Source organism: Methylobacterium sp. FW306-05-D (assembly GCF_058782155.1).
Map to the genome: position 1 here is coordinate 1 of NZ_JBYSXL010000062.1, position 18,984 is coordinate 18,984.

Below are 18,984 nucleotides of genomic sequence, written 5' to 3' on the forward strand. Positions count from 1 at the left end.
AGACGCAGCGCCGAAGGCTCCCCCAGACCGTCCAGGATCGCCGTCGCCTCCGACGAACTCACCGACCGCGCAGGACCAGACGCCTGCGGAAGCTTGTCTTGCGAGGTTTCTTGCCGTGACACTGAATCCACACCCGTTCGTTCGCTGACACCCGCCCGATCCGGCCCATCGCCAGCGCTCTGCGCGGGCCGACCCTCGAACGGTGCATGCCCCAAGACGAAACCGGGGCCCTTCGATCGCACTTATAACGTCATTACGCAGCTTTGCCACGCCAGTGGCTGTCTGCGCTTTCCCACAGACCGTGGAAGGCCTGCAATACCATTCCGAAAATCGGGCTGCGGGAAGAAATCCGAGGGACAACTCCGAGACCGAAGACGTGACTTCGGAGATGCTGGCGCCGGCGCCCGAACTCCGGCAGTTAATCGCCCCGTCCGCTCCGATCAACGGGGCGTCCGGCTTTTCCCGTCCGCCGCACCCGCAACGAGGCAGGTTATGCCGCTCCTCAGATTCCTCGCCGGCCTCGCGCTGATCCTGGCGCCCGTGAGCGTTCCCGCGCGGGCGGCGGGGGCCTCGGCCGATCCCACCCTGGTGCGCCGGCACGCTCCGGTCGCGCCCTTCACGTTCCCGTGCGGGACGCCCGGCACCTGCGGTGTCCAGGCCGGCCCGGGTCCGGCCGATCGCGATGTGCGCCCCTTCGAGGGGAGCCTGGGCCGGCCGTGCGGCTTTCGCACGCGGGCGACCCCGGAGGGGGTGCGCAAGGTCCGGGTCTGCTTCTGAGCGGTCTGCCATGATGGGGCGCGCCCTCGTTCTCCTGCTCCCGGCGTTCCTCCTGGCCGCGCCCGCCGCGGCTTCCGCCGAGGGCTGCGCCGATTCGTTTGCGGATGGGCGCCGGCCGGAGATCACCAACCCGAAGCTCGCCGAGCGCGCGGTGCCACTGTGCTACGAGGCCTTCGCACTCCTCTATTCCGGCCTGTCGCGGACGCCGATCTACGCGGCCGAGCGCCTGACTCGGGACAGCGTCGCGGCGGCCCGCCGGGTCGACCGGGTCGACGCCTTCCACGACGAGGAGGCGCTGCCGGCGGCCGACCGCGCGCGGCTGGAGGATTACGTCCACAGCGGCTACGACCGCGGCCACATGGCGCCGGCCGGCGACATGCCGACGGGGGTAGCCCAGGCACAATCCTTCAGCCTGGCCAACATCGTGCCCCAGGACAGGGCCCTGAATCGCGGCCTCTGGGCGGCGATCGAGGAGAGCGTGCGCCGCCTCGCCACCCGCCGCGGCACCCTCTTCGTGGTGACCGGGCCGATCTACGCGGGCGACGCCGTCCAGGCGATCAACGGGCGCGTGCTGGTGCCGACGCAGATCTTCAAGGCCCTCTACGACCCGGCGACCGGGGAGGCGGGCGCCTACCTCCTGGCGAACCGGGACGATCCACCCTGGCAGGCGGTCTCCCTCGACGCCCTGCGGGCGGTCTCGGGGCTCGACGTGTTCCCGACGCTGGCCCCGGCCGCGAAGGCGAAGACCATGGATCTGCCGGAGCCGCGCGCCTATTCCCGGGGCGATCCGGACGGGGACGACCGTCCGCGCCGCCGCTCGCCGGAGCCGGATTCGTTCGAGGCCTGGGCCAAGGCCGAGCTGCATCGGGCGCTGCGGCGTCTCTGGCGCGACCTGATGCGCGCCATCTTCTGAGAAAGGGTGTCGAGATGCCGAAGCCAGCAGCGCCGAAGAGCCCCGACCGGTTCGCGCCCTATGCCGACGACGCGGCCGTCCAGACCATCGGCGGCCTCTCGATCGAGAACGGCAGCGAGCGGATCGCTCTCCACGGCAGCCTCGACCTGCCGCGGGACGCCGCGGGGCTGGAGCGCGCACGAGCCCTGGCCGCCATCGTCGCCGCCATCGTCGCGGCCCTGGAGGCGGAGCCGCTGCCCGAACGGGTGGCGGACGCCTCCACGCCCACCGAGACGGTGAGGAACCCCTTCGCCTGACGCGGCGACGGGCCTGCGTTTCCCGCGGCGCGGTTCTTCTCCGCCCTGTTCTTGCCGGTCGGTCGCCGCCCTGATACTCCGGCGCAACACTCTCACGCGAAGCGGTTCGACGACGGCGAGCGCCCGAGGTCCGGCCGCATCGGCGCAGACCGCGCGGTGCGCGGGCCGGCTCGACTCGGCGCAGCCGCGGGACCACGCACACGACGATTCCGACGGTCGAGGCGCAGGACGCGCCGGACCGCCGACACGACAGGGATACCACCATGGCGCGCGAATTCATCTACCACATGAAGGGTCTGACCAAGACCTATTCGGGTGGCAAGAAGGTCCTCGACAACATCAACCTGTCCTTCTACCCGGATGCGAAGATCGGCGTCCTGGGTATCAACGGCTCGGGCAAGTCGACCCTACTCAAGATCATGGCCGGCATCGACAAGGACTGGACCGGCGAGGGCTTCGTCGCGCAGGGCGCGCGCGTCGGCTACCTGCCGCAGGAGCCGCAGCTCGATCCCAACAAGTCCGTGCGCGAGAACGTCATGGAGGGCGTCGCCGAGAAGCAGGCGCTGCTCGACCGCTACAACGAACTCGCCATGAACTATTCCGAGGAGACGGCGGACGAGATGACCGCCCTCCAGGACAAGATCGAGGCGGCGAACCTCTGGGAGCTCGACTCCAAGGTCGACCAGGCCATGGAGGCCCTGGGCTGCCCGAGCGACGAGCAGCCGGTCGCCACCCTCTCGGGCGGCGAGCGCCGCCGCGTGGCTCTGTGCAAGCTCCTGCTCTGGGAGCCGGAGCTGCTCCTCCTCGACGAGCCGACCAACCACCTCGACGCCGAGACGGTGAACTGGCTCGAAGGCCATCTGCGCCAGTATCCCGGCGCGATCCTGATCGTGACCCACGATCGCTACTTCCTCGACAACGTGACGGGCTGGATCCTCGAGCTCGACCGCACCCGCGGCTATCCCTACGAGGGGAACTACTCGGCCTGGCTGGTGCAGAAGCAGAAGCGGCTCCAGCAGGAGGGTCGCGAGGACATGGCCCGCCAGCGCGCGATCAACCGCGAGCAGGAGTGGATCGCCGCCTCGCCGAAGGCCCGCCAGTCGAAGTCGAAGGCCCGCATCACCCGCTACGAGGAGCTGGTGGCGAAATCCCAGGACAAGATCGACGCCTCGGCGCAGATCGTCATCCCGATCGACGAGCGGCTCGGCAACAACGTCATCGAGTTCGAGCACCTGAACAAGGCCTTCGGCGATCGGCTGCTGATCGAGGACCTGTCCTTCAAGCTCCCGCCCGGCGGCATCGTCGGCGTGATCGGCCCGAACGGCGCCGGCAAGACGACCCTGTTCAAGATGATCACCGGTGCGGAAAAGCCCGACGGCGGCACCATCTCCGTCGGCGAGACCGTCCATCTCGGCTACGTCGACCAGTCGCGCGACGCCCTCGATCCGAACGCCACGGTCTGGCAGGAGGTCTCCGGCGGCAACGACATCATCTATTTCAACAAGCGCGAGATCAATTCCCGCGCCTATTGCGCCGCCTTCGCCTTCAAGGGCTCCGACCAGCAGAAGAAGGTCGGCACCCTCTCGGGCGGTGAGCGCAACCGCGTTCACCTCGCGCGAACGCTGAAGGGCGGCGCGAACGTGCTGCTCCTCGACGAGCCCACCAACGACCTCGACATGGAGACCCTGCGGGCGCTCGAGGAGGCGCTGGAGGATTATGCCGGCTGCGCCGTCATCATCAGCCACGATCGCTGGTTCCTGAACCGCATCGCCACCCACATCCTCGCCTTCGAGGGCGAGAGCCACGTCGAGTGGTTCGAGGGCAACTTCTCGGATTACGAGGAGGACAAGAAGCGTCGCCTCGGCGCCGATTCGCTGATGCCGAAGAAGATCAAGTACAAGAAGTTTTCGCGATAGGACGGCGATCCGGCGCCCGTCCTCCCCGAGGGTGGGCGCCGGATCAGGCCCGGGCGCTCAGCGCCAGGGCGTCCCGCAGATCCCGCCCGTCCGTGAGCCTGCGGCCGCGACGGCGCAGCCCCTTGAGCAACTCCCGGTCGGGGAAGGGGCAATAGGGCAGGATCGGTGCGATCGTGCCGGCAGCGAGGCGGCCATCCGCGAGATCCGCGAGGGCCCGGTCGAGCAGCACCCGGCCGTGCTCGTGCAGCACCACCGCGGCGCGGGTCGCGGTCGTGTCCCCGGGGAGGGGCACCGCCTCCTGCGCCAGGATCGCCCCGGCATCGATCGTGACCGCGAGGCGATGGATCGTGACCCCGAAGGCCGGTTCGGCCTCGGCCAGGGCGTGGATGGTCGGCACCGGCCCGCGATGGCGCGGCAGCAGGCCGGGATGGACGTTCAGGCCGCCGAGGGGGGCCCGCGCCAGGGTCGCGCCCGAGAGAATCTGGTCGAAGTGGAAGGTGACGATGAGGTCGGGGGCGTGCCGGTCGAAGGCCTGCGCCACCTCCGGCCCGTCGACGTAGTCGACCTTCAGGGTCGGGATGCCGAGGCCGCGGCAGAGCGCCTTCAGCGGCGTCGCCCCGGCCGCCTCGCCGGTGCCGGTCAGCCGGCGGGCCAGGGGCGAGAGCGGCGCGAGCAGGTCGGGCAGGCCGAAATTGACCCCGAGATAGGGCAGGATGCCCGGGCCCGAACGGGCGAGATGTCGGCGGACCTGACCGACGAGTCCGCCGGAGCTCGGACGCTCGGCATTGGACAGGCCGACGAAGGCGATGTCGCCCGCGTGGTCGCGGACGAAGCGGCGCACGGCGCGGGCATTCGGCAAGGCCTCGAGGACGAACAGGGCGATGCGGGGCCGGTTCACCGCCCGACCCGGATCTTGAACGTGAAGCCGCTCATGCCGAGGCGCCGCAGGAACTCCGGCAGCAGCGCCGCACCGCGCGCGCCCGCCGCGAGGAGCCACGGGAAGGCGACGATGTCCCTGTCCTTCGCCAGGCCGCGCGCGATGCGGCGCGCCGCGTCCTCGGCGCTGATCTCGAGGGGCCGCCAGCCCTGGTACTCGCCGCCCATCGCGGTCTTCACGTAGCCGGGCGTGACCACGTTGATGCGCACGCCGTGGGGCTTCAGCTTCTCCCGGAGCGCGAGGCCGTGGGCCAGCAGAGCCGCCTTGGTGCCGCTGTAGGCGGGGGCGTCGGGCAGTGGGGCGAAGGCCGCCAGGGACGAGACCAGGGCGATCTGCCCGCGCCCGCGGGCCCGCATCAGCGTCACGCAGGGCAGGGTGACGTTCAGGGCCCCGAGGAGGTTCACCTCCACGGTCTCGAAGGCCATCGCCTCGGTCTCGACGTCCCCACCCGGATCGCCGCCGTTGATCGCCGCGTTGACGATGACGAGGTCGAGGGCGTGGGTCAGGTCCGCGCGCCGGAGCCAGGCCGCGACGGCTTCGCGCTCGCGGATGTCGAGGCGCTCGGTCTCGACGACGGCGCCCCGGGCACGGCAGGCCTCGGCGATTCCCTCGAGGCGGGGCCGGTCGCGGCCCTGGAGGATCAGCGTCGTCCCGGGCTCGGCATAGTGACGGGCGAGGGCGGCGCCAATGCCGCTCGACGCACCGGTGATCAGGATGACAGGCATCGGGACTGCTAGCGCGGCCGGCCGGAGCGGATCAATAGACCGGCGCCAGTTCCTGCGGCTCGCTGCCCTCGGCGCGGTTCGCGCGGGCGGCGGCCAGGGCCGCGGCCGGCAGCGTCGCTTCCAGGCGCGGGATGGTCCCGGCGATCGCGCGCGCGATGGCCGCCTGGGAGAAGAAGCCGCCGTTGACCTGGGAGCGGTGCAGGACGACGCGCCGGAAATCGGTCATCAGCTCGGCGTCGGGCGGCGTCGGGGCGGTCCAGAACGAATCGACCCCGCCCTGATGCGTCAGCCCCGGAAAGTTGTAGATCGCGTTGCCCGCGGCACAGGTCGGGCGCCCGAGTTCGAGGGAGAGCATCCCGACCGTGCTGTTGATCAGCACGACGCCGCGGCTGCCGGCGATCAGGCTCGGCAGGTCGCCGCCGTCGATGATGTCGAGGCGGTCGTTGACCCCGTGGCGCCGGGCCGAGTGCCGGGCGTATTTGCGCCAGTTGATCAGGCCGCTGTCGAGGGGATGCAGCTTGATCAGCAGGCGGGCGGGTGCCGGGGCATGGGCCGCGAAGGAGGCGATGGTCCGGTCCATGAAGCCCTCCACCCCGAGGAACGGGGAGTGGACGCGGATCTGATAGTCGCTGTCGAGCTGGAGCGGCAGCAGGAAGTAGTCGACGCCGATGGCCGTGTAGGCCTCGTTCAGGCGTGCCGCCTCGCGCCGGGTATGGGCGCGCCGGGAGAACTTCTTGATCCAGCCGGCATATTCCACCGCGATGTGATGCGGCCGGTGGCTGCGGAAATGCGGGAAGAAATAGGGAAAGCCGAAATTCGCGATGTTGTAGGCGACATCCCAGAGGCTGCGCCGGGCCATGTCGCCGCTGGACGGCATCGCGCGGCCGGGCTGCGGCAGGCGCCGGGCGACGGCGCGGACCTCGTCCGCGGTCTTCGGAAGGGCCGAATTCCCGTTCACGCCGCCGAGCTCGCAGGTGATCCAGTTCGGCCGGAGGTAGCCCTCCTCGAAGACGTGGAAGCGCACGCCGAAGGGCTGGGCCGCGGCCCGAGCGGCCACGTGATAGGGTCGGCAATCCCCGAACAGGACGATGTCGGTCACGCCGTGCGCGCGGACGTAGTCCGCGACGTAGGCCCCCCACTTGTCGAAGCTGCCCCGGTAATTGTCGGACGGCAGGCGCCAGAACAACCAGTCGCCGGACGAGAAGTTGATGCGCCGCACCCGGTGGCCGCGCGCCTCGAGGGCGCGACCGAGATCCGCGAAGAACGGGGAAGCGAGTCCCTGGAGGAAGAGGAATGTCGCCGGTCCGTCGCGATGCAGGTCGGCCTGATGATGCATGTCTGCGCGGGGCTGAAGCATACTCGTCGACGCCTGCTCCTGCGCCCGTTCCTTGGCGGGCCACCCTGGACGGTGAAATCCGTCGCACGGGACTCCCATCCCAGCAATTGGGCGCTCGTAGGGCCGAGGCGGAATTTGCGGGGGATGTGGCGCGGCCGCAACGCTCCGCCGGAAATCGACCTTAGCGTTGTCGAGCCGGTTCGGCCCAAGGCTCGCCCCTCGGCGCTGGGATAATGCTAAGGCAGCGGCCGGTTACGGCGATCCGAAAGCGTGCATGACCCTGAAGTCACCGCAATCCCTGTTGTCCACAGGCGGGAGCGTCCAGGCCCTGCGGTCCGAGATCGCGGCGGCCCTGGGCGTCGACTTCGCGTCGCGCTGGCGGCCGGGCGCGGCACCCGTGGTCTGGGAGGACAGCCCCTTCCGTTCCGCCCTGTCGCGCTTCGGAAAACCCGCGATCGTCGGGTCCGGCCCGCTGCTGTCGCCCTACGATACCCCGAAGTCCGGGTTGGCGAGCCTGCGGATCAGTCGGGGCGGGGCGCCCGTTGGCGCGGCCGCGGTCGACGCCGCAGCCCTGATCCGGGCGCGCACCTTCGGGGCGAACCGGTTTCCCCGCGCGAACGCGTCGACGATTTCCGGCGCCCTGGCGGGCCTGAGCGATCCGGCCCTGATCCTCGCCGAGGGCGCGGTCGCCCGGTCCGCCGTGACGCTGGCGGCCTTCGTGAGGCGGGTGCTCGCGGCGCGGCCGGACGGTGCCTTCGTCGTCGCGGGCTCGGCCGGCTGTCCGAACCTGTCATCGCAGCTGTCTCCGCGCATACGGGTCCTGCGGGAGCCCATCGATCCCTGGGCGCTGTTCGACCGCCTCCGAACCGTGTTCGTCGGCGATTGGGCGCAGGCCTGCGAGGCGCGTCTCGCCGGATGCGACGTCGTCCGGCCCGGCGACGGCGCTGCGCCTCCGGAGACGAGCGACCTCCTGGCCCTGCGCTATGGCGCCGGCCTCCACTATTTCGATCCCTGGACGCGGGCGCCGATCGGCTTCTCGGATTGTCTCGACCGGGTCGCCTGGCTGCGCGAGCGCTTCGCCGACAACGGCACCCGGACGGTGCTGGTCGGCATCTCGGGCTGGAAGCGCCGGGTGCTGGATGCCTTCATGGTCGGCCCGGAGGGGCCGCCCATCCACACCATGTCGGCCGAGGACGCGGTCGCGGCCGCGCGCCGGCACGAGGCCCAGGTCCGGGTCTGGGCCACGCGGATGCCGGAGCGGCTGGCGCCCCTCTGCGCCGAGGCGGGCATCCCGCTCGCGCGGGTCGAGGACGGCTTCCTGCGCTCGGTCGGACTCGGTGCCGGCCTCGCCCCCGGGGCTTCGATCGTCGTCGACGACCGCGGGATCTACTACGATCCGCGCACGGAGAGCCGGCTGGCCTTTCTCCTCCGGACCTCGACCTTCCCGCCCGAACTCGTCGCCCGCGCCAAGGCCCTGCGCGAACTCGTGATCGCCCGGCGCCTGACGAAGTACAATGTCGGGCTCGCCGATGCGTCCGGCGACTGGCCGACGGATCGCCGGATCGTGCTCGTCCCCGGGCAGGTCGAGGACGACGCTTCGGTCATGCACGGCTCGCCGGTGGTGCGTTCGAACCGCGACCTGCTGCGGGCTGCGCGCGCCCGGAATCCCGACGCCTTCCTGCTCTACAAGCCGCACCCCGACGTGGAAGCGGGCTTTCGCACCGGCGCCATCCCGGAGGAGGAGGCGCTGACCCTCGCCGACCGGATCGTCGGCGGCCTGTCCATCGTCGACCTGCTCGATCGGACCGACCACGTGGAGACGATGACCTCCCTCGCCGGGTTCGAAGCCCTGATCCGCGGCCTCTCCGTCGCGGTCCACGGGCGTCCCTTCTACGCGGGCTGGGGCCTGACCGAGGATCTGGCCCCCGAGGCGGATCGCGGCCGGCGGCTCGCCCTCGACGAACTGGTCGCCGGCGCTCTGCTGCTCTACCCGCTCTACCTCGATCCGGTCTGCCTCAAGCCGTGCTCGGCCGAGCAGCTGCTCGACCGCCTCGCGGCGGCCCGGGACGCAGCCGGCCCCTCCCGCCTCGCCTTGAGCCGGACCGCGATCCTCACGATGCGGGCCCGCTACGCCCTGCTGAACCCGATCATCAGACGCCTGCGCACGCGGCGCGGCGTCGAGCGATTCCCGGACCGGAAGCGCTGAGGCCCGCCATGACCCCGTTGTTCAGCCTCGTCCTCGCCCTGCTCGTCAGTTTCGCCATCGAGGCGCGCGAGGGCGCCGGGGCGCGTCCGGTCAGCCTGCGCTCCCGCGACCTCGCGCTCCGCTTCACCGGGTACGCGCTGGTCACGGCCTTCTGGTTCCAGTTCTCCTGGCGCCCCTGGCTGGCCGGCGCCTCCTGTATCCTGACGGTCCTGATCCTCACCGTGATCAGCCGGCTGAAACGGAACGTCATCGGAGAGCCGCTGGTCTTCAGCGATTTCGCCCTGCTGCGGCAGGTGCCGCGCCATCCGGAGCTCTACTACACCCGTCCACTCGGCGACCCCCGCATGGCGGTGCCGATCGGCGTCGCGCTGGCGCTGGTCGCCGCCTGGTACGCGGTCGAGCCGACGATCCTGCCGGGCGAGCCGAGCGTCGCCGTGCTGGCGCTGCTGGTCCTGCCGCTGGGGCTTGGCAGCGCCGTCGTCCTGTCGGGGCAGGGGCGATGGGCGGCCGCGCTGGCGCGCCTCTTCCCGGTGCCGTCGCTGGAGACCGACATCGCGCGGTACGGCCAGCCCGCCACGCTGATCGGCTACGCCCTGCGCTGGCGGGCCGACCGCCGGACCGCGTCCGGGGTCGCACTGCCGGTGCCGATCCGGCGCGGCGATGCCCCGGTGGTCGTGGTGGTGCAGCTCGAATCCTTCCTCGATCCGGTGCGTCTCGGAGGCCCGGCGCTGCCGCTCATGGAGATCGTCCGCGCGCGGGCGGCGATCCACGGGCGCCTGCGGGTGCCGGCCCACGGCGCCTACACCATGCGCACCGAGCACGCGGTGCTGACCGGCGCCGACGTGGAGGATCTCGGCTTCGGCGTCTTCGATCCCTACCTCACCCATGGCGGATGCGAGCCGACCAGCCTGCCCCTGCGGGCGCGCGATGCCGGGTTCGAGACGGTCTTCGTCCACCCCTTCCACCGCGATTTCTTCAACCGTGCCGAGGTGGTGACGCGCCTCGGCTTCGACCGGCTGATCATGGAGGAGGATTTCGCCGGGGCTCCCCGGGTGGGACCGTATATCGGCGACGTGGCGCTGGCCGAGCGCGTGCTGGCGGAGATCCGCGGCCGCACACGGCCGCTGTTCCTGTACGCGATCACCATGGAGAACCACGGCCCCTGGAAGCCCGGGCGGCTGCCCGGCATCGACGATCCGCTGGCGCAGTATCTGACCCACGTGGCCAATACGGGCCGCGCCGTGGAGGCCCTGATCGCCGGCCTCGAGGACCTGCCGGCCACCCTCTGCATCTTCGGCGACCACGCCCCGGCCCTGCCGAACTGCCGACCCGGTTTCGGCGGCACGGCGACGGACTATGCGATCTTCCGCTTCGGCCAGGACGGCCGGACCGCTCCCGCCCGCCGGGACATCGGTGCCGCTGAACTCGGTCGCGTCCTGCGCGAGACCGTCGATCCGCCGCCCGGCGCGGCGAGCTTGGCTTTGCCACCGTCGTGACGCATTGGTGCTCGATAGGCGGGCAGAACCTGCGCCGTTCGGACTCCGCGCCGCCCGGTCGAGACCCCGGATGCGTACACGAGTCGTTAATCCGAACGCAGCGTTTTGCCGCTATCGTCCCACGCGGCCACCGCTCGGAGGCCCGCTCCGCGCGTTCGGTCGTCGACACGGCGGGCCGGGCCGCGCAGCGCACAGACCATGATGGCGTCGCCCCTGCGCCCAGACCCAAGCGGGCGTCGTCGCCGGATCGCCCAGTGCGCGGTCCGGTCAGGAGAGTAACAATGCTTCGTAAGGCGTCCCTGGCCGCCCTCACAGCCTGCCTCGTGTCGGGCTGCTCGTCGCTCCTACCCGCTGCCGGACCGACGACGGGTGCGGTGGTGGAGGGGGCGGACGTGTCCACGAGCGAGGGCACGTTCGCGCGCTACGAGATCGTGGACCTGTCGGCGGCCACCATCGAGGCCCTGCGCGGTCGCGCGCTGGACAGCCTGCTGGCCTCCTTCGGCGACCGGCGCCCCTCGCTCGAGCCCGTGATCGGGGTGGGCGACTACGTGGCCGTCTCGGTCTGGGAAGCGGGCTCGGGCGGCCTGTTCTCCGGGCCCCTCGTGGCCGACCGCTTCTCGGCCGGGTCCAAGTCCGCCCTCATCCCCGAGCAGGTGGTGCCCCGCGACGGGGCCATCAGCGTGCCCTATGCCGGGCGCATCCAGGTGGCCGGGCGCCGGCCCCAGGACGTGCAGGCCCTGATCGAGACCGAGCTCGCCGGCAAGGCGATCCAGCCCCAGGTGCTGGTCTCGGTCACCAAGGCGGTGTCCCAGACGGTGACCGTCACCGGCGAGGTCGTGGCCGGGGCCCGGGTGCCGCTCTCGGGCAAGGGCGACCGCCTGCTCGACGTGGTGGCCACCGCCGGCGGCGTGCGCGCGCCGGTCAACGAGACCTTCGTGCGGCTCTCGCGCGGACCGCAGACCGCCACGGTGCCGCTGACCACGGTGGTGTCGAACCCGGCCGAGAACATCTTCCTGCGCCCGGGCGACACCCTGACCCTGGTGCGCGATCCCCAGACCTTCCTGGCGGTGGGCGCGCTCGGCAACGCCACCGAGATCCCGTTCCAGGCCGAGGGCATCACGCTCGCCCAGGCGCTGGCCAAGGCGCGCGGCCTGTCCGACTTCCAGGCCGATCCCTCGGGCACCTTCATCTTCCGCTTCGAGCCGGCCGCGGTGGTGCGCCGCCTGAAGCCCGGCAGCCCGCTGCTCGGCACCCCGCTCGTGCCGGTGGTCTACCGGATCAACATGCGCGACCCCAACAGCCTGTTCCTCACCCAGGCCTTCCGCATGCGCAACCGCGACCTCGTCTACGTCTCCAACGCCCCCTTCACCGAGGTCCAGAAGGTCCTCTCCGTCTTCTCCACCGTCACCGCGCCGGTCTCGGCGGCGGCTTCGGTCTACAGCGTCTCGCGCTGACCAAAAGAAAAGGGGGCGCCCGATGCGCCCCCTGATCGTCGTTCGGATGTCGCCGCGATCCTACAATCAGGACTTGCCTAGAAATAGGACTTGAGCGTGCCGCGGCGGCGGACGTCGAGGGTGGCGCAGTGGAACGAGCCGCCGAAGGGGCCGTAGGACAGGAACGGCGCCGGGATCGGATCGAAGCCCCAGTCCTTGAGCGCCTTGATCAGGGTCGGCTGGCTGGCATCGACGACGATCTTCTTCTCGTCGAGGGCCAGCACGTTGATCGAGGTCCAGGGCGAGCACATCGAGATCTTGCTCATGAAGCCTTCGACGGGGTCGGGGCGGGGCGCGATCAGCACGTCCCACTTCTTGAGCACGGCCGGCAGCTTCTCGACGTCGATATAGTCCGGGTTCACCAGGACCTTGCCCGGAGCCAGGGGCATGAACGACGAGTCGATGTGCATCGGCTGCGGGCAGCGGCTCTCGATCTCATGGACCCGGAAGCCCGAGCCGAGATGGCGGCGCAGCCACTCGATGCCCATCAGGTTGGTCACGTTGGAGCGCGTCACGAAGATGTCGCGGCCGCAGCGCACGAAGTCGGCGGCGTCGAAGACCGGCTCGAACTCGTTGACCGTGAACTGCATCGGCTCGCCGGCCTTCAGGTTCGGCACCCGGTAATCGTAGTTGTAGAGCTCGTCCGTGAGCTGCGGACGCGGCGCCGAGGTCCAGCGCGCCCCGTTCCGGAAGTACTCCTTGAACAGCGACCGATAGGCATCGCCCTCGAAGTAGCGCGAGCGCCAGCACATCGGGCTCTCGATGATCTCGTCGCCGATGACCAGATACGGGTCGCGGGGACAGGCGACGCAGAAGCCGCGCGAGGACCAGCGCGGCGCCTTGTACTTCCGGGAGAAATCGAGCGAGTCGGGGCGGCGGATCTTCACGCCCTCGCCGGCCAGGATCGAGATGAAGTTATCGAGCTCCTTCTGGGCGAGCTTCTTCATGAACTTCGGATAGCGGAAGCCGGACGCGAAACGGTAGAAGGGCTGTGCCGCTCGCGGAAGGTTGAAGATCACAGTGAGGTGGTGTGTCGGAATGGTCGCACCGTCCAGACTTCCGACGATGACCTCCTCCAGCGGATCCCATTCGTTCCAGGCCATGACGGGGGAGCTCGGAGCGGGCTCCCGGGTCGCCCCGTAGGCGCCCCCGGCGTAACGCTCCATCTGGGCGTCGTCATGCACGACGTCGCCCGCCGTGATGTGTGATTCGCGGTCCATCTAAATCCGTTCCCCTGTCCGCCCCGACGGCTGATTCCCGGGCCTTCCGCCCTGTGCCGCTTTGGTTCCGACTGTGTCTCCGGGGTGATAGACAACGGTTCCCAAAGCTGCAACTTCCGGAGACGTTCACCGTTTCCGACGGTTTTTTCCGGTCGGAAACACGGCGGATCTAAGCTTTGACTCGCCGTGCCGCTGGCCGAAAGGGGCCCATGAAACGTCTCACGACATTGGCTCTGATCGTCGGTCTCTGCACGGTCGTCGGCCTGTTCCTGTCCTCGGGACTGGAAGACGTCGCGGCCGCCGTCGTGAGCGCCGGCTGGGGCGCCCTGATCGTGGTCGTCGCCCGCGGCTTCGCGGTGGCCTGGGCCGGGCTCGGATGGTTCGTGATCTTTCCGACGGCGGCGCGCCCGACCCTCTGGGACTGCATGACGCTGCGCTTCGTCCGCGAGGGCATCAACACGCTGCTTCCCGTGGCCCAGGTCGGCGGTGATTTCGTCGGCGCCCGCCTGCTGACCAAGCGCGGCGTTCCGGGCGGCGTCGCCGGCGCCAGCATGTTCGTCGACCTGATGACCCAGGCGGTCACCCAGTTCCTCTTCACCGTGGCGGGCGTCCTGCTCCTCGTCTGGATCGCGGGCGACGGCCCCATCGTCCGGACGGTGGCCGGCGGCCTCGCCCTCGCGGCGCCGGCGCTCGGCGCCTTCTACCTCATCCAGCGCCGGAGCGGCCACAAGGTCATCCAGGCCCTCGTCAGCCGCTTCGCCGGCTCGCGCGAGTGGCGCGCGCTGGGTGCCATCGACGTGCTCTACGACAGCCTCAAGCGCCTCTACGGCAACCGCGGCCGTGTCGCCGGCGGGCTCGGCATCCACCTGGTCGGCTGGTTCATCGGCACGGTCGAGGTCTACGTCGCGCTGCATTTCATGGGATACCCGGTCAGCGTCGTCGAGGCGGTGGTGATCGAGAGCCTGGCCCAGGCGGTCCGCGGCGCCGCCTTCGCGGTTCCGGGCGCGCTCGGAGCCCAGGAGGGCGGTCTGATCGCCCTCTGCGCCATCTTCGGCATTCCGGCCGAAGCCGCCCTGGCCCTGTCGCTGGTCAAGCGGCTGGCGGACCTGCTGGTCGGCGTTCCCGGCCTCTTCGCCTGGCACGCCCTCGAGGGCAGCGACGCGGCGGAACCCGCGGCCGCGCCGGAGGTCCGGACCGAGCCCGCCCTGCGCCACGACCTCCTGGTCCCGGTGCTGGCCAATGATTTCGGCGGCCGGGTCCGGGCCGAGACCGATCTGGGAGACCTCAAGAAGTGCGCCTGAATCGCGTCGTTCTCGCGGGCCTCGTCGCCGGACTGCTGCAGCTGAGCCCGGCCGCGCATGCGGCGGAGGATGCCGCGGTGGATTCCGTCACCAAGGTCTACACGACCTTCGAATCCGCCCTCAGGGACGCCCCCAAGGATGTCGGCGCCCGTGCGGCGAGCATCGGCCCGACCCTGAGCGAGACGTTCGATTTCCCGGCCATGATCCGTCTGGCCGCCGGGCCGAAATGGAAGACCTTCACGCCGGAACAGCAGGGCGTCCTGACCGAAGCCTTCGGCCGCTACTTCACCGCGACCTACGCCACGCGCCTCGCCCAGGCGGCCGGCGGCAAGTTCACGGTCAAGCCGCAGAGCGAAGCCCGTGGGCCGAACCGCGTCGTGCAGACCGAGGTCGCGAACAAGGACGGCGACACCTCGCAGGTCGACTTCCTCGTCGGTCCCGGCAACCGCGTCCAGGACGTGTATCTCAACGGCAACGTCAGCGAGGTCGCGAGCCTGCGCGGCAGCTTCGCCGAACCACTGAAGACCGGTGGCGCGGATGGCCTCCTGGCATTCATGCGCGATCGCACGACAGGGATGCTCGCCGCCAAACCAGCGCCTTAGAGTCCGGCCACAAACCCCGGACTTTGTTCCTCTCCCGACCCGTTACGATTCGCGCCGCTCGCTACCGCGGCACTCTCACGAGACCCGTGACCGAGCGATGCCCTTCATGGACCTGACCTGGCTCTCGCACCTCCTGCCGCTGATCGCCCTGGTCGGCTGCCTCTACGGCCTGACCGCCGCCGCCCTGGCCGGACGCTTCGCCCGCAGGGCGGAGCCGGTGCTCGGCGCCACGGCGCCCACGGTCACGATCCTGAAGCCGCTCTGCGGCATCGAGCCGAACCTCTACGAGAACCTCGAAACCTTCTGTCAGCAGGCCTATCCGGCGCCAATCCAGATCGTGTTCGGCGTTCAGAGCGCGGCCGATCCGGCCATCGCCGTGGTTCGCCGCCTCCAGGAGGCCTATCCGGCGGCCCGCCTCGATCTCGTGATCGACGCCCGCCAGCACGGCTCGAACCGCAAGGTCTCGAACCTCATCAACATGTCGGCCCGCATCGCCCATGACGTGATCGTCCTCGCCGACAGCGACATGGTGGTGAAGCCCGACTATCTCGGGCGGGTGGTCGCCGCGCTGAGCCAGCCCGGCGTCACCGGCGTCACCTGCCTCTACCACGGCGTTCCGGCGCACCGGGGCATCTGGGCCCATCTCTCGGCGCTGGCCATCGACGTCCAGTTCCTGCCGAACGTGGTGATGGGCACGTCCCTCGGGCTCGCCAATCCCTGCTTCGGCTCCACCATCGCGTTCAGCGCGAAGGCACTGGGCGAGGTCGGCGGGTTCGAGAGGTTCCGGGACGATCTCGCCGACGACTACGCCATCGGGGAGGCCCTGCGCGCCCAGGGCGGCCTCGTGGCGATCCCGAGCTTCACCATCGGCCACACCTGCGTCGACACCGATCTGGCCAGCCTGTGGAGCCACGAGCTGCGCTGGAACCGCACCATCCGCAACGTCGATCCGGCGGGCTATGCGGGCTCCCTCGTGACGCATGCCTTCCCGCTCGCGCTGATCGGCGCGCTGATTCCCGGGGCCGGCACCACGGCCCTGGCGGTCGCGGCCTTCGCGCTCGCCTGCCGCATCATCCTGTGCGTCCGCCTGGAGCGGGCCTTCGGGCTCGCGCCGCACCCCTACTGGCTGTTGCCGATTCGCGACATCCTCTCGTTCATGAACTTCTCCTGGAGCTTCGTCTCAGGTGCGGTGACATGGAAGGGCCATGATTATCGCGTGGTTGCGGACGGTACCTTGATCCCCGAGACGACGCTCGGCCGCGATGCTGGTGCATCGTCGCTCTGATCTTCGCCTCGACCCTCGTTTCACCTTTCCCCTGATCTCGCTGAGGCCTTGAACCCCATGCGCACCCTCTTCCTGCAGGCCCCCACCTTCGACGGCTTCGACGGCGGCGCCGGCTCCCGCTACCAGGCCAAGCGCGAGATCAAGTCGTTCTGGTACCCGACCTGGCTCGCCCAGCCGGCCGCCCTGGTGCCGAACTCGAAGCTGATCGATGCGCCCCCGCACAACATCAAGCTCGAAGAGATCGTCGCCCAGGCGCATGACTTCGACCTCGTGGTGCTCCACACCTCGGTGCCGTCGTTCAAGTCGGACGTGAAGACCGTCGAGGCGCTGAAGGCCGCCAACCCGAAGCTCATCGCCGGCCTGATCGGCGCGAAGGTGGCGGTGGACGCGGCCGGCTCCATGGCGCAGGCCCCCTGCATCGATTTCTGCGCCCGCAACGAGTTCGACTTCACCGTCAAGGAAGTCGCCGACGGCACTCCGATGTCCGAGATCAAGGGCCTGTCCTATCGCGATGCCAACGGCACCGTGGTCCACAACGAGGACCGCGAGATCATGACGGACATGGACCAACTCCCGTTCGTGACCTCGGTCTACAAGCGCGATCTCGAGATGGAGAAGTACTTCATTGGGTACCTGAAGCACCCCTACATCTCGTTCTACTCGGGCCGTGGCTGCAAGTCGCGCTGCACCTTCTGCCTCTGGCCGCAGACGGTCGGCGGCCATACCTACCGCACCCGCTCGGTCGCGCACGTGATCGAGGAGATCAAGTACTGCCTGAAGGAGTTCCCCCAGACGAAGGAGTTCTTCTTCGACGACGACACCTTCACCGACAACCTGCCCCGCGCCGAGGAGATCGCCCGCGAGCTCGGCAAGCTCGGCGTGACCTGGTCGTGCAATGCCAAGGCGAACGTGCCCCGCGAGACCCTGAAGGTCCTCAAGGACAACGGCCTGCGCCTGCTGCTGGTCGGCTACGAGTCCGGCAACCAGAAGATCCTCAACAACATCAAGAAGGGCATGCGCGTCGAGGTGGCCGAGAAGTTCACCAAGGACTGCCACGAGCTCGGCATCGCCATCCACGGCACCTTCATCGTCGGCCTCCCGGGCGAGACCAAGGAGACGATCCAGGAGACGATCGCCTTCGCCAAGCGCATCAACCCGCATACGATCCAGGTCTCCCTGGCCGCGCCTTACCCCGGCACGTTCCTCTACAAGCAGGCCGTCGAGAACGGCTGGCTCGACGTGGAGAACGCCGAACTGGTGGATGAGAACGGCGTGCAGATCGCGCCGCTGCACTACCCGCACCTGTCGCACACGGAAATCTTCGCGGCGGTCGAGGAGTTCTACAAGAAGTTCTACTTCCGCGCGCCGAAGATCGCCTCGATCGTCTCCGAGATGGTCCGCTCGCCCGACATGATGAAGCGCCGCCTGCGCGAGGGCGTGGAGTTCTACCGCTTCCTCAAGGAGCGCCAGACCAGCGCCGCCGCCTGAACGCGACGACCGATCGAACTGGGGCGGCCGGGCTGGAAAGCCCGGCCGTTTCGCGTTTCAGGGTCGGTGACCCCCACCCAAGCGGAGCCACGAAGTGAAGCGACTGGTCGTCACGGCCGATGATTTCGGCCTGAGCCTCGAGGTCAACGAGGCCGTGGAACAGGCCCACCGCGACGGCATCCTCACCGCCGCGAGCCTGATGGTCTCGGCGCCGGCCGCCGCCGATGCGATCGCACGCGCCAAGCGCCTGCCCTCCCTGCGGGTCGGTCTTCACCTCGTGATGGTGGAGGCTTGGCCGACCCTACCGCCGGCCGGCCTGCCGGACCTCGTGGGGCCGGACGGCCTGATCCGGCGCGATATGGGGCGGCTCGGCCTGGACCTCGCGCTGAAGGCATCGGCGCGCCGCCAGCTCGCCGCCGAGATCGAGGCACAGTTCCAGGCCTATGCGGCGACGGGCCTGACCCTGGACCACGCCAACGCCCATAAGCACTTCCACGTGCATCCGCTGATCGCGGGCCTCGTGCTCGCGGCCGGGGCGCGGCACGGCATGCGGGCGATCCGTGTGCCGCGGGAGACCCGCGCCGTGCTCCGGGCGGCCGAACCGGGCACGGTCGCGAAGGCGGCCCTCGACACGGCGCCCTGGGCCGCGCTCCTCGCCCTGCGGGCCCGTCAGGCCGGCCTGCTGATCCCCGACCGGACGCTGGGCCTCGCCTGGTCCGGCGCGATGACGCCCGCCCGGGTGGCGGGGCTCCTGGCGCACCTGCCGGACGGCCTCACCGAGCTCTACACCCACCCGGCGACCGGGGGCGGTTTCCCGGGCGAGGCGCCGGGCTATGCCTATGCGGCGGAGCGCGACGCGCTGATCGCCCCGGAGAGCCGCGCGGCCGTGGCCGGCGTGGCCCGTGGGGGCTTCTCGGACTTCCTGAGCTGATCGGCTGAGCGGTTCGTCGTCGACTCGTCCACCCAAACGGAAACGGGCGCGGATCCGATCCG

16 protein-coding genes are annotated in these 18,984 nt (G+C 70.1%); 12 read left to right on the forward strand and 4 right to left on the reverse strand.

Features of this window, described 5'->3' with window-relative positions:
* Positions 1–492 precede the first annotated feature (492 nt).
* The 4 genes from AC3WLN_RS18180 to ettA all read left to right on the forward strand — a co-directional run bounded on the left by AC3WLN_RS18180 (position 493) and on the right by ettA (position 3,902).
* Positions 493–777, forward strand: coding sequence for a hypothetical protein (locus AC3WLN_RS18180; RefSeq protein WP_492483591.1), 285 nt, complete (start codon positions 493–495; stop codon positions 775–777).
* 10 nt (positions 778–787) lie between these two features.
* A complete protein-coding gene (locus AC3WLN_RS18185; protein WP_492483593.1) occupies positions 788–1,690 on the forward strand; it encodes a DNA/RNA non-specific endonuclease in 903 nt (300 codons plus the stop codon).
* A 14-nt stretch (positions 1,691–1,704) separates the two neighbouring features.
* Positions 1,705–1,986, forward strand: a complete 282-nt coding sequence (locus tag AC3WLN_RS18190) for a hypothetical protein (RefSeq protein WP_492483595.1) — start codon at positions 1,705–1,707, stop codon at positions 1,984–1,986.
* Between the two features lie 263 nt (positions 1,987–2,249).
* Positions 2,250–3,902, forward strand: coding sequence for an energy-dependent translational throttle protein EttA (gene ettA / locus AC3WLN_RS18195; RefSeq protein WP_264049027.1), 1,653 nt, complete (start codon positions 2,250–2,252; stop codon positions 3,900–3,902).
* Positions 3,903–3,945: 43 nt separating this feature from the next.
* On the opposite strand, the gene AC3WLN_RS18200 is transcribed toward ettA, so the two are convergent.
* The 3 genes from AC3WLN_RS18200 to AC3WLN_RS18210 are packed head-to-tail and all read right to left on the reverse strand — an operon-like array spanning position 3,946 to position 6,921.
* Positions 3,946–4,800, reverse strand: a complete 855-nt coding sequence (locus AC3WLN_RS18200) for a formyltransferase family protein (protein ID WP_492483598.1) — start codon at positions 4,798–4,800, stop codon at positions 3,946–3,948.
* Positions 4,797–5,564 carry an SDR family NAD(P)-dependent oxidoreductase gene (locus tag AC3WLN_RS18205; RefSeq protein WP_492483600.1) on the reverse strand — a complete coding sequence of 256 codons (768 nt, stop codon included), beginning with the start codon at positions 5,562–5,564 and terminating at the stop codon, positions 4,797–4,799. Before AC3WLN_RS18205 ends, AC3WLN_RS18200 begins: the two co-directional genes overlap by 4 nt.
* 31 nt (positions 5,565–5,595) lie before the next feature.
* Complete coding sequence (locus AC3WLN_RS18210; protein ID WP_492483602.1) at positions 5,596–6,921, reverse strand: capsule polysaccharide biogenesis protein; 1,326 nt, start codon at positions 6,919–6,921, stop codon at positions 5,596–5,598.
* A 253-nt stretch (positions 6,922–7,174) separates the two neighbouring features.
* On the opposite strand from AC3WLN_RS18210, the gene AC3WLN_RS18215 reads away from it, so the two are divergent.
* From AC3WLN_RS18215 to AC3WLN_RS18225, 3 genes are all read left to right on the forward strand, one after another.
* Positions 7,175–9,106: a capsular polysaccharide export protein, LipB/KpsS family gene (locus tag AC3WLN_RS18215; protein ID WP_492483603.1), complete on the forward strand. Its 1,932-nt coding sequence runs from the start codon at positions 7,175–7,177 to the stop codon at positions 9,104–9,106.
* Positions 9,107–9,114: 8 nt separating this feature from the next.
* Complete coding sequence (locus tag AC3WLN_RS18220) at positions 9,115–10,602, forward strand: LTA synthase family protein (protein ID WP_492483605.1); 1,488 nt, start codon at positions 9,115–9,117, stop codon at positions 10,600–10,602.
* A gap of 281 nt (positions 10,603–10,883) precedes the next feature.
* Positions 10,884–12,056, forward strand: a complete 1,173-nt coding sequence (locus tag AC3WLN_RS18225; protein WP_492483607.1) for a polysaccharide biosynthesis/export family protein — start codon at positions 10,884–10,886, stop codon at positions 12,054–12,056.
* Between the two features lie 77 nt (positions 12,057–12,133).
* Here AC3WLN_RS18225 and AC3WLN_RS18230 read toward each other — a convergent pair whose 3' ends face one another.
* The gene (locus AC3WLN_RS18230; RefSeq protein ID WP_492483609.1) at positions 12,134–13,315 is read right to left on the reverse strand and encodes an amidinotransferase; all 1,182 of its coding nucleotides are present in this window, start codon (positions 13,313–13,315) and stop codon (positions 12,134–12,136) included.
* Between the two features lie 209 nt (positions 13,316–13,524).
* Here AC3WLN_RS18230 and AC3WLN_RS18235 point away from each other — a divergent pair, with 209 nt between their 5' ends.
* From AC3WLN_RS18235 to hpnK, 5 genes are all read left to right on the forward strand, one after another.
* Positions 13,525–14,616 carry a flippase-like domain-containing protein gene (locus AC3WLN_RS18235; protein WP_492483611.1) on the forward strand — a complete coding sequence of 364 codons (1,092 nt, stop codon included), beginning with the start codon at positions 13,525–13,527 and terminating at the stop codon, positions 14,614–14,616.
* Positions 14,607–15,218 (forward strand): MlaC/ttg2D family ABC transporter substrate-binding protein, encoded by a 612-nt coding sequence (locus tag AC3WLN_RS18240; RefSeq protein WP_492483613.1) that lies wholly within the window; start codon positions 14,607–14,609, stop codon positions 15,216–15,218. The genes AC3WLN_RS18235 and AC3WLN_RS18240 overlap by 10 nt, the downstream gene beginning before the upstream one ends.
* 106 nt (positions 15,219–15,324) lie before the next feature.
* Positions 15,325–16,503: a bacteriohopanetetrol glucosamine biosynthesis glycosyltransferase HpnI gene (gene hpnI, locus AC3WLN_RS18245; RefSeq protein WP_492483615.1), complete on the forward strand. Its 1,179-nt coding sequence runs from the start codon at positions 15,325–15,327 to the stop codon at positions 16,501–16,503.
* 57 nt (positions 16,504–16,560) lie between these two features.
* Positions 16,561–17,991: a hopanoid biosynthesis associated radical SAM protein HpnJ gene (hpnJ, locus tag AC3WLN_RS18250; RefSeq protein ID WP_492483617.1), complete on the forward strand. Its 1,431-nt coding sequence runs from the start codon at positions 16,561–16,563 to the stop codon at positions 17,989–17,991.
* Between the two features lie 94 nt (positions 17,992–18,085).
* Entirely contained in the window at positions 18,086–18,922 is an 837-nt protein-coding gene (gene hpnK / locus AC3WLN_RS18255) for a hopanoid biosynthesis-associated protein HpnK (RefSeq protein ID WP_492483619.1), read from the forward strand.
* Positions 18,923–18,984 lie beyond the last annotated feature (62 nt).

Bases quoted from the DNA above. Each gene is read 5' to 3' on its own strand.
- AC3WLN_RS18205 (WP_492483600.1), bottom strand. From the start codon at position 5,564: ATGCCTGTCATCCTGATCACCGGTGCGTCGAGCGGCATTGGCGCCGCC.
- AC3WLN_RS18225 (WP_492483607.1), top strand. From the start codon at position 10,884: ATGCTTCGTAAGGCGTCCCTGGCCGCCCTCACAGCCTGCCTCGTGTCG.
- AC3WLN_RS18210 (WP_492483602.1), bottom strand. From the start codon at position 6,921: ATGCTTCAGCCCCGCGCAGACATGCATCATCAGGCCGACCTGCATCGC.
- AC3WLN_RS18215 (WP_492483603.1), top strand. From the start codon at position 7,175: ATGACCCTGAAGTCACCGCAATCCCTGTTGTCCACAGGCGGGAGCGTC.
- AC3WLN_RS18230 (WP_492483609.1), bottom strand. From the start codon at position 13,315: ATGGACCGCGAATCACACATCACGGCGGGCGACGTCGTGCATGACGAC.
- hpnI (WP_492483615.1), top strand. From the start codon at position 15,325: ATGGACCTGACCTGGCTCTCGCACCTCCTGCCGCTGATCGCCCTGGTC.
- AC3WLN_RS18190 (WP_492483595.1), top strand. From the start codon at position 1,705: ATGCCGAAGCCAGCAGCGCCGAAGAGCCCCGACCGGTTCGCGCCCTAT.
- AC3WLN_RS18180 (WP_492483591.1), top strand. From the start codon at position 493: ATGCCGCTCCTCAGATTCCTCGCCGGCCTCGCGCTGATCCTGGCGCCC.
- hpnJ (WP_492483617.1), top strand. From the start codon at position 16,561: ATGCGCACCCTCTTCCTGCAGGCCCCCACCTTCGACGGCTTCGACGGC.
- AC3WLN_RS18185 (WP_492483593.1), top strand. From the start codon at position 788: ATGATGGGGCGCGCCCTCGTTCTCCTGCTCCCGGCGTTCCTCCTGGCC.
- ettA (WP_264049027.1), top strand. From the start codon at position 2,250: ATGGCGCGCGAATTCATCTACCACATGAAGGGTCTGACCAAGACCTAT.
- AC3WLN_RS18220 (WP_492483605.1), top strand. From the start codon at position 9,115: ATGACCCCGTTGTTCAGCCTCGTCCTCGCCCTGCTCGTCAGTTTCGCC.
- AC3WLN_RS18235 (WP_492483611.1), top strand. From the start codon at position 13,525: ATGAAACGTCTCACGACATTGGCTCTGATCGTCGGTCTCTGCACGGTC.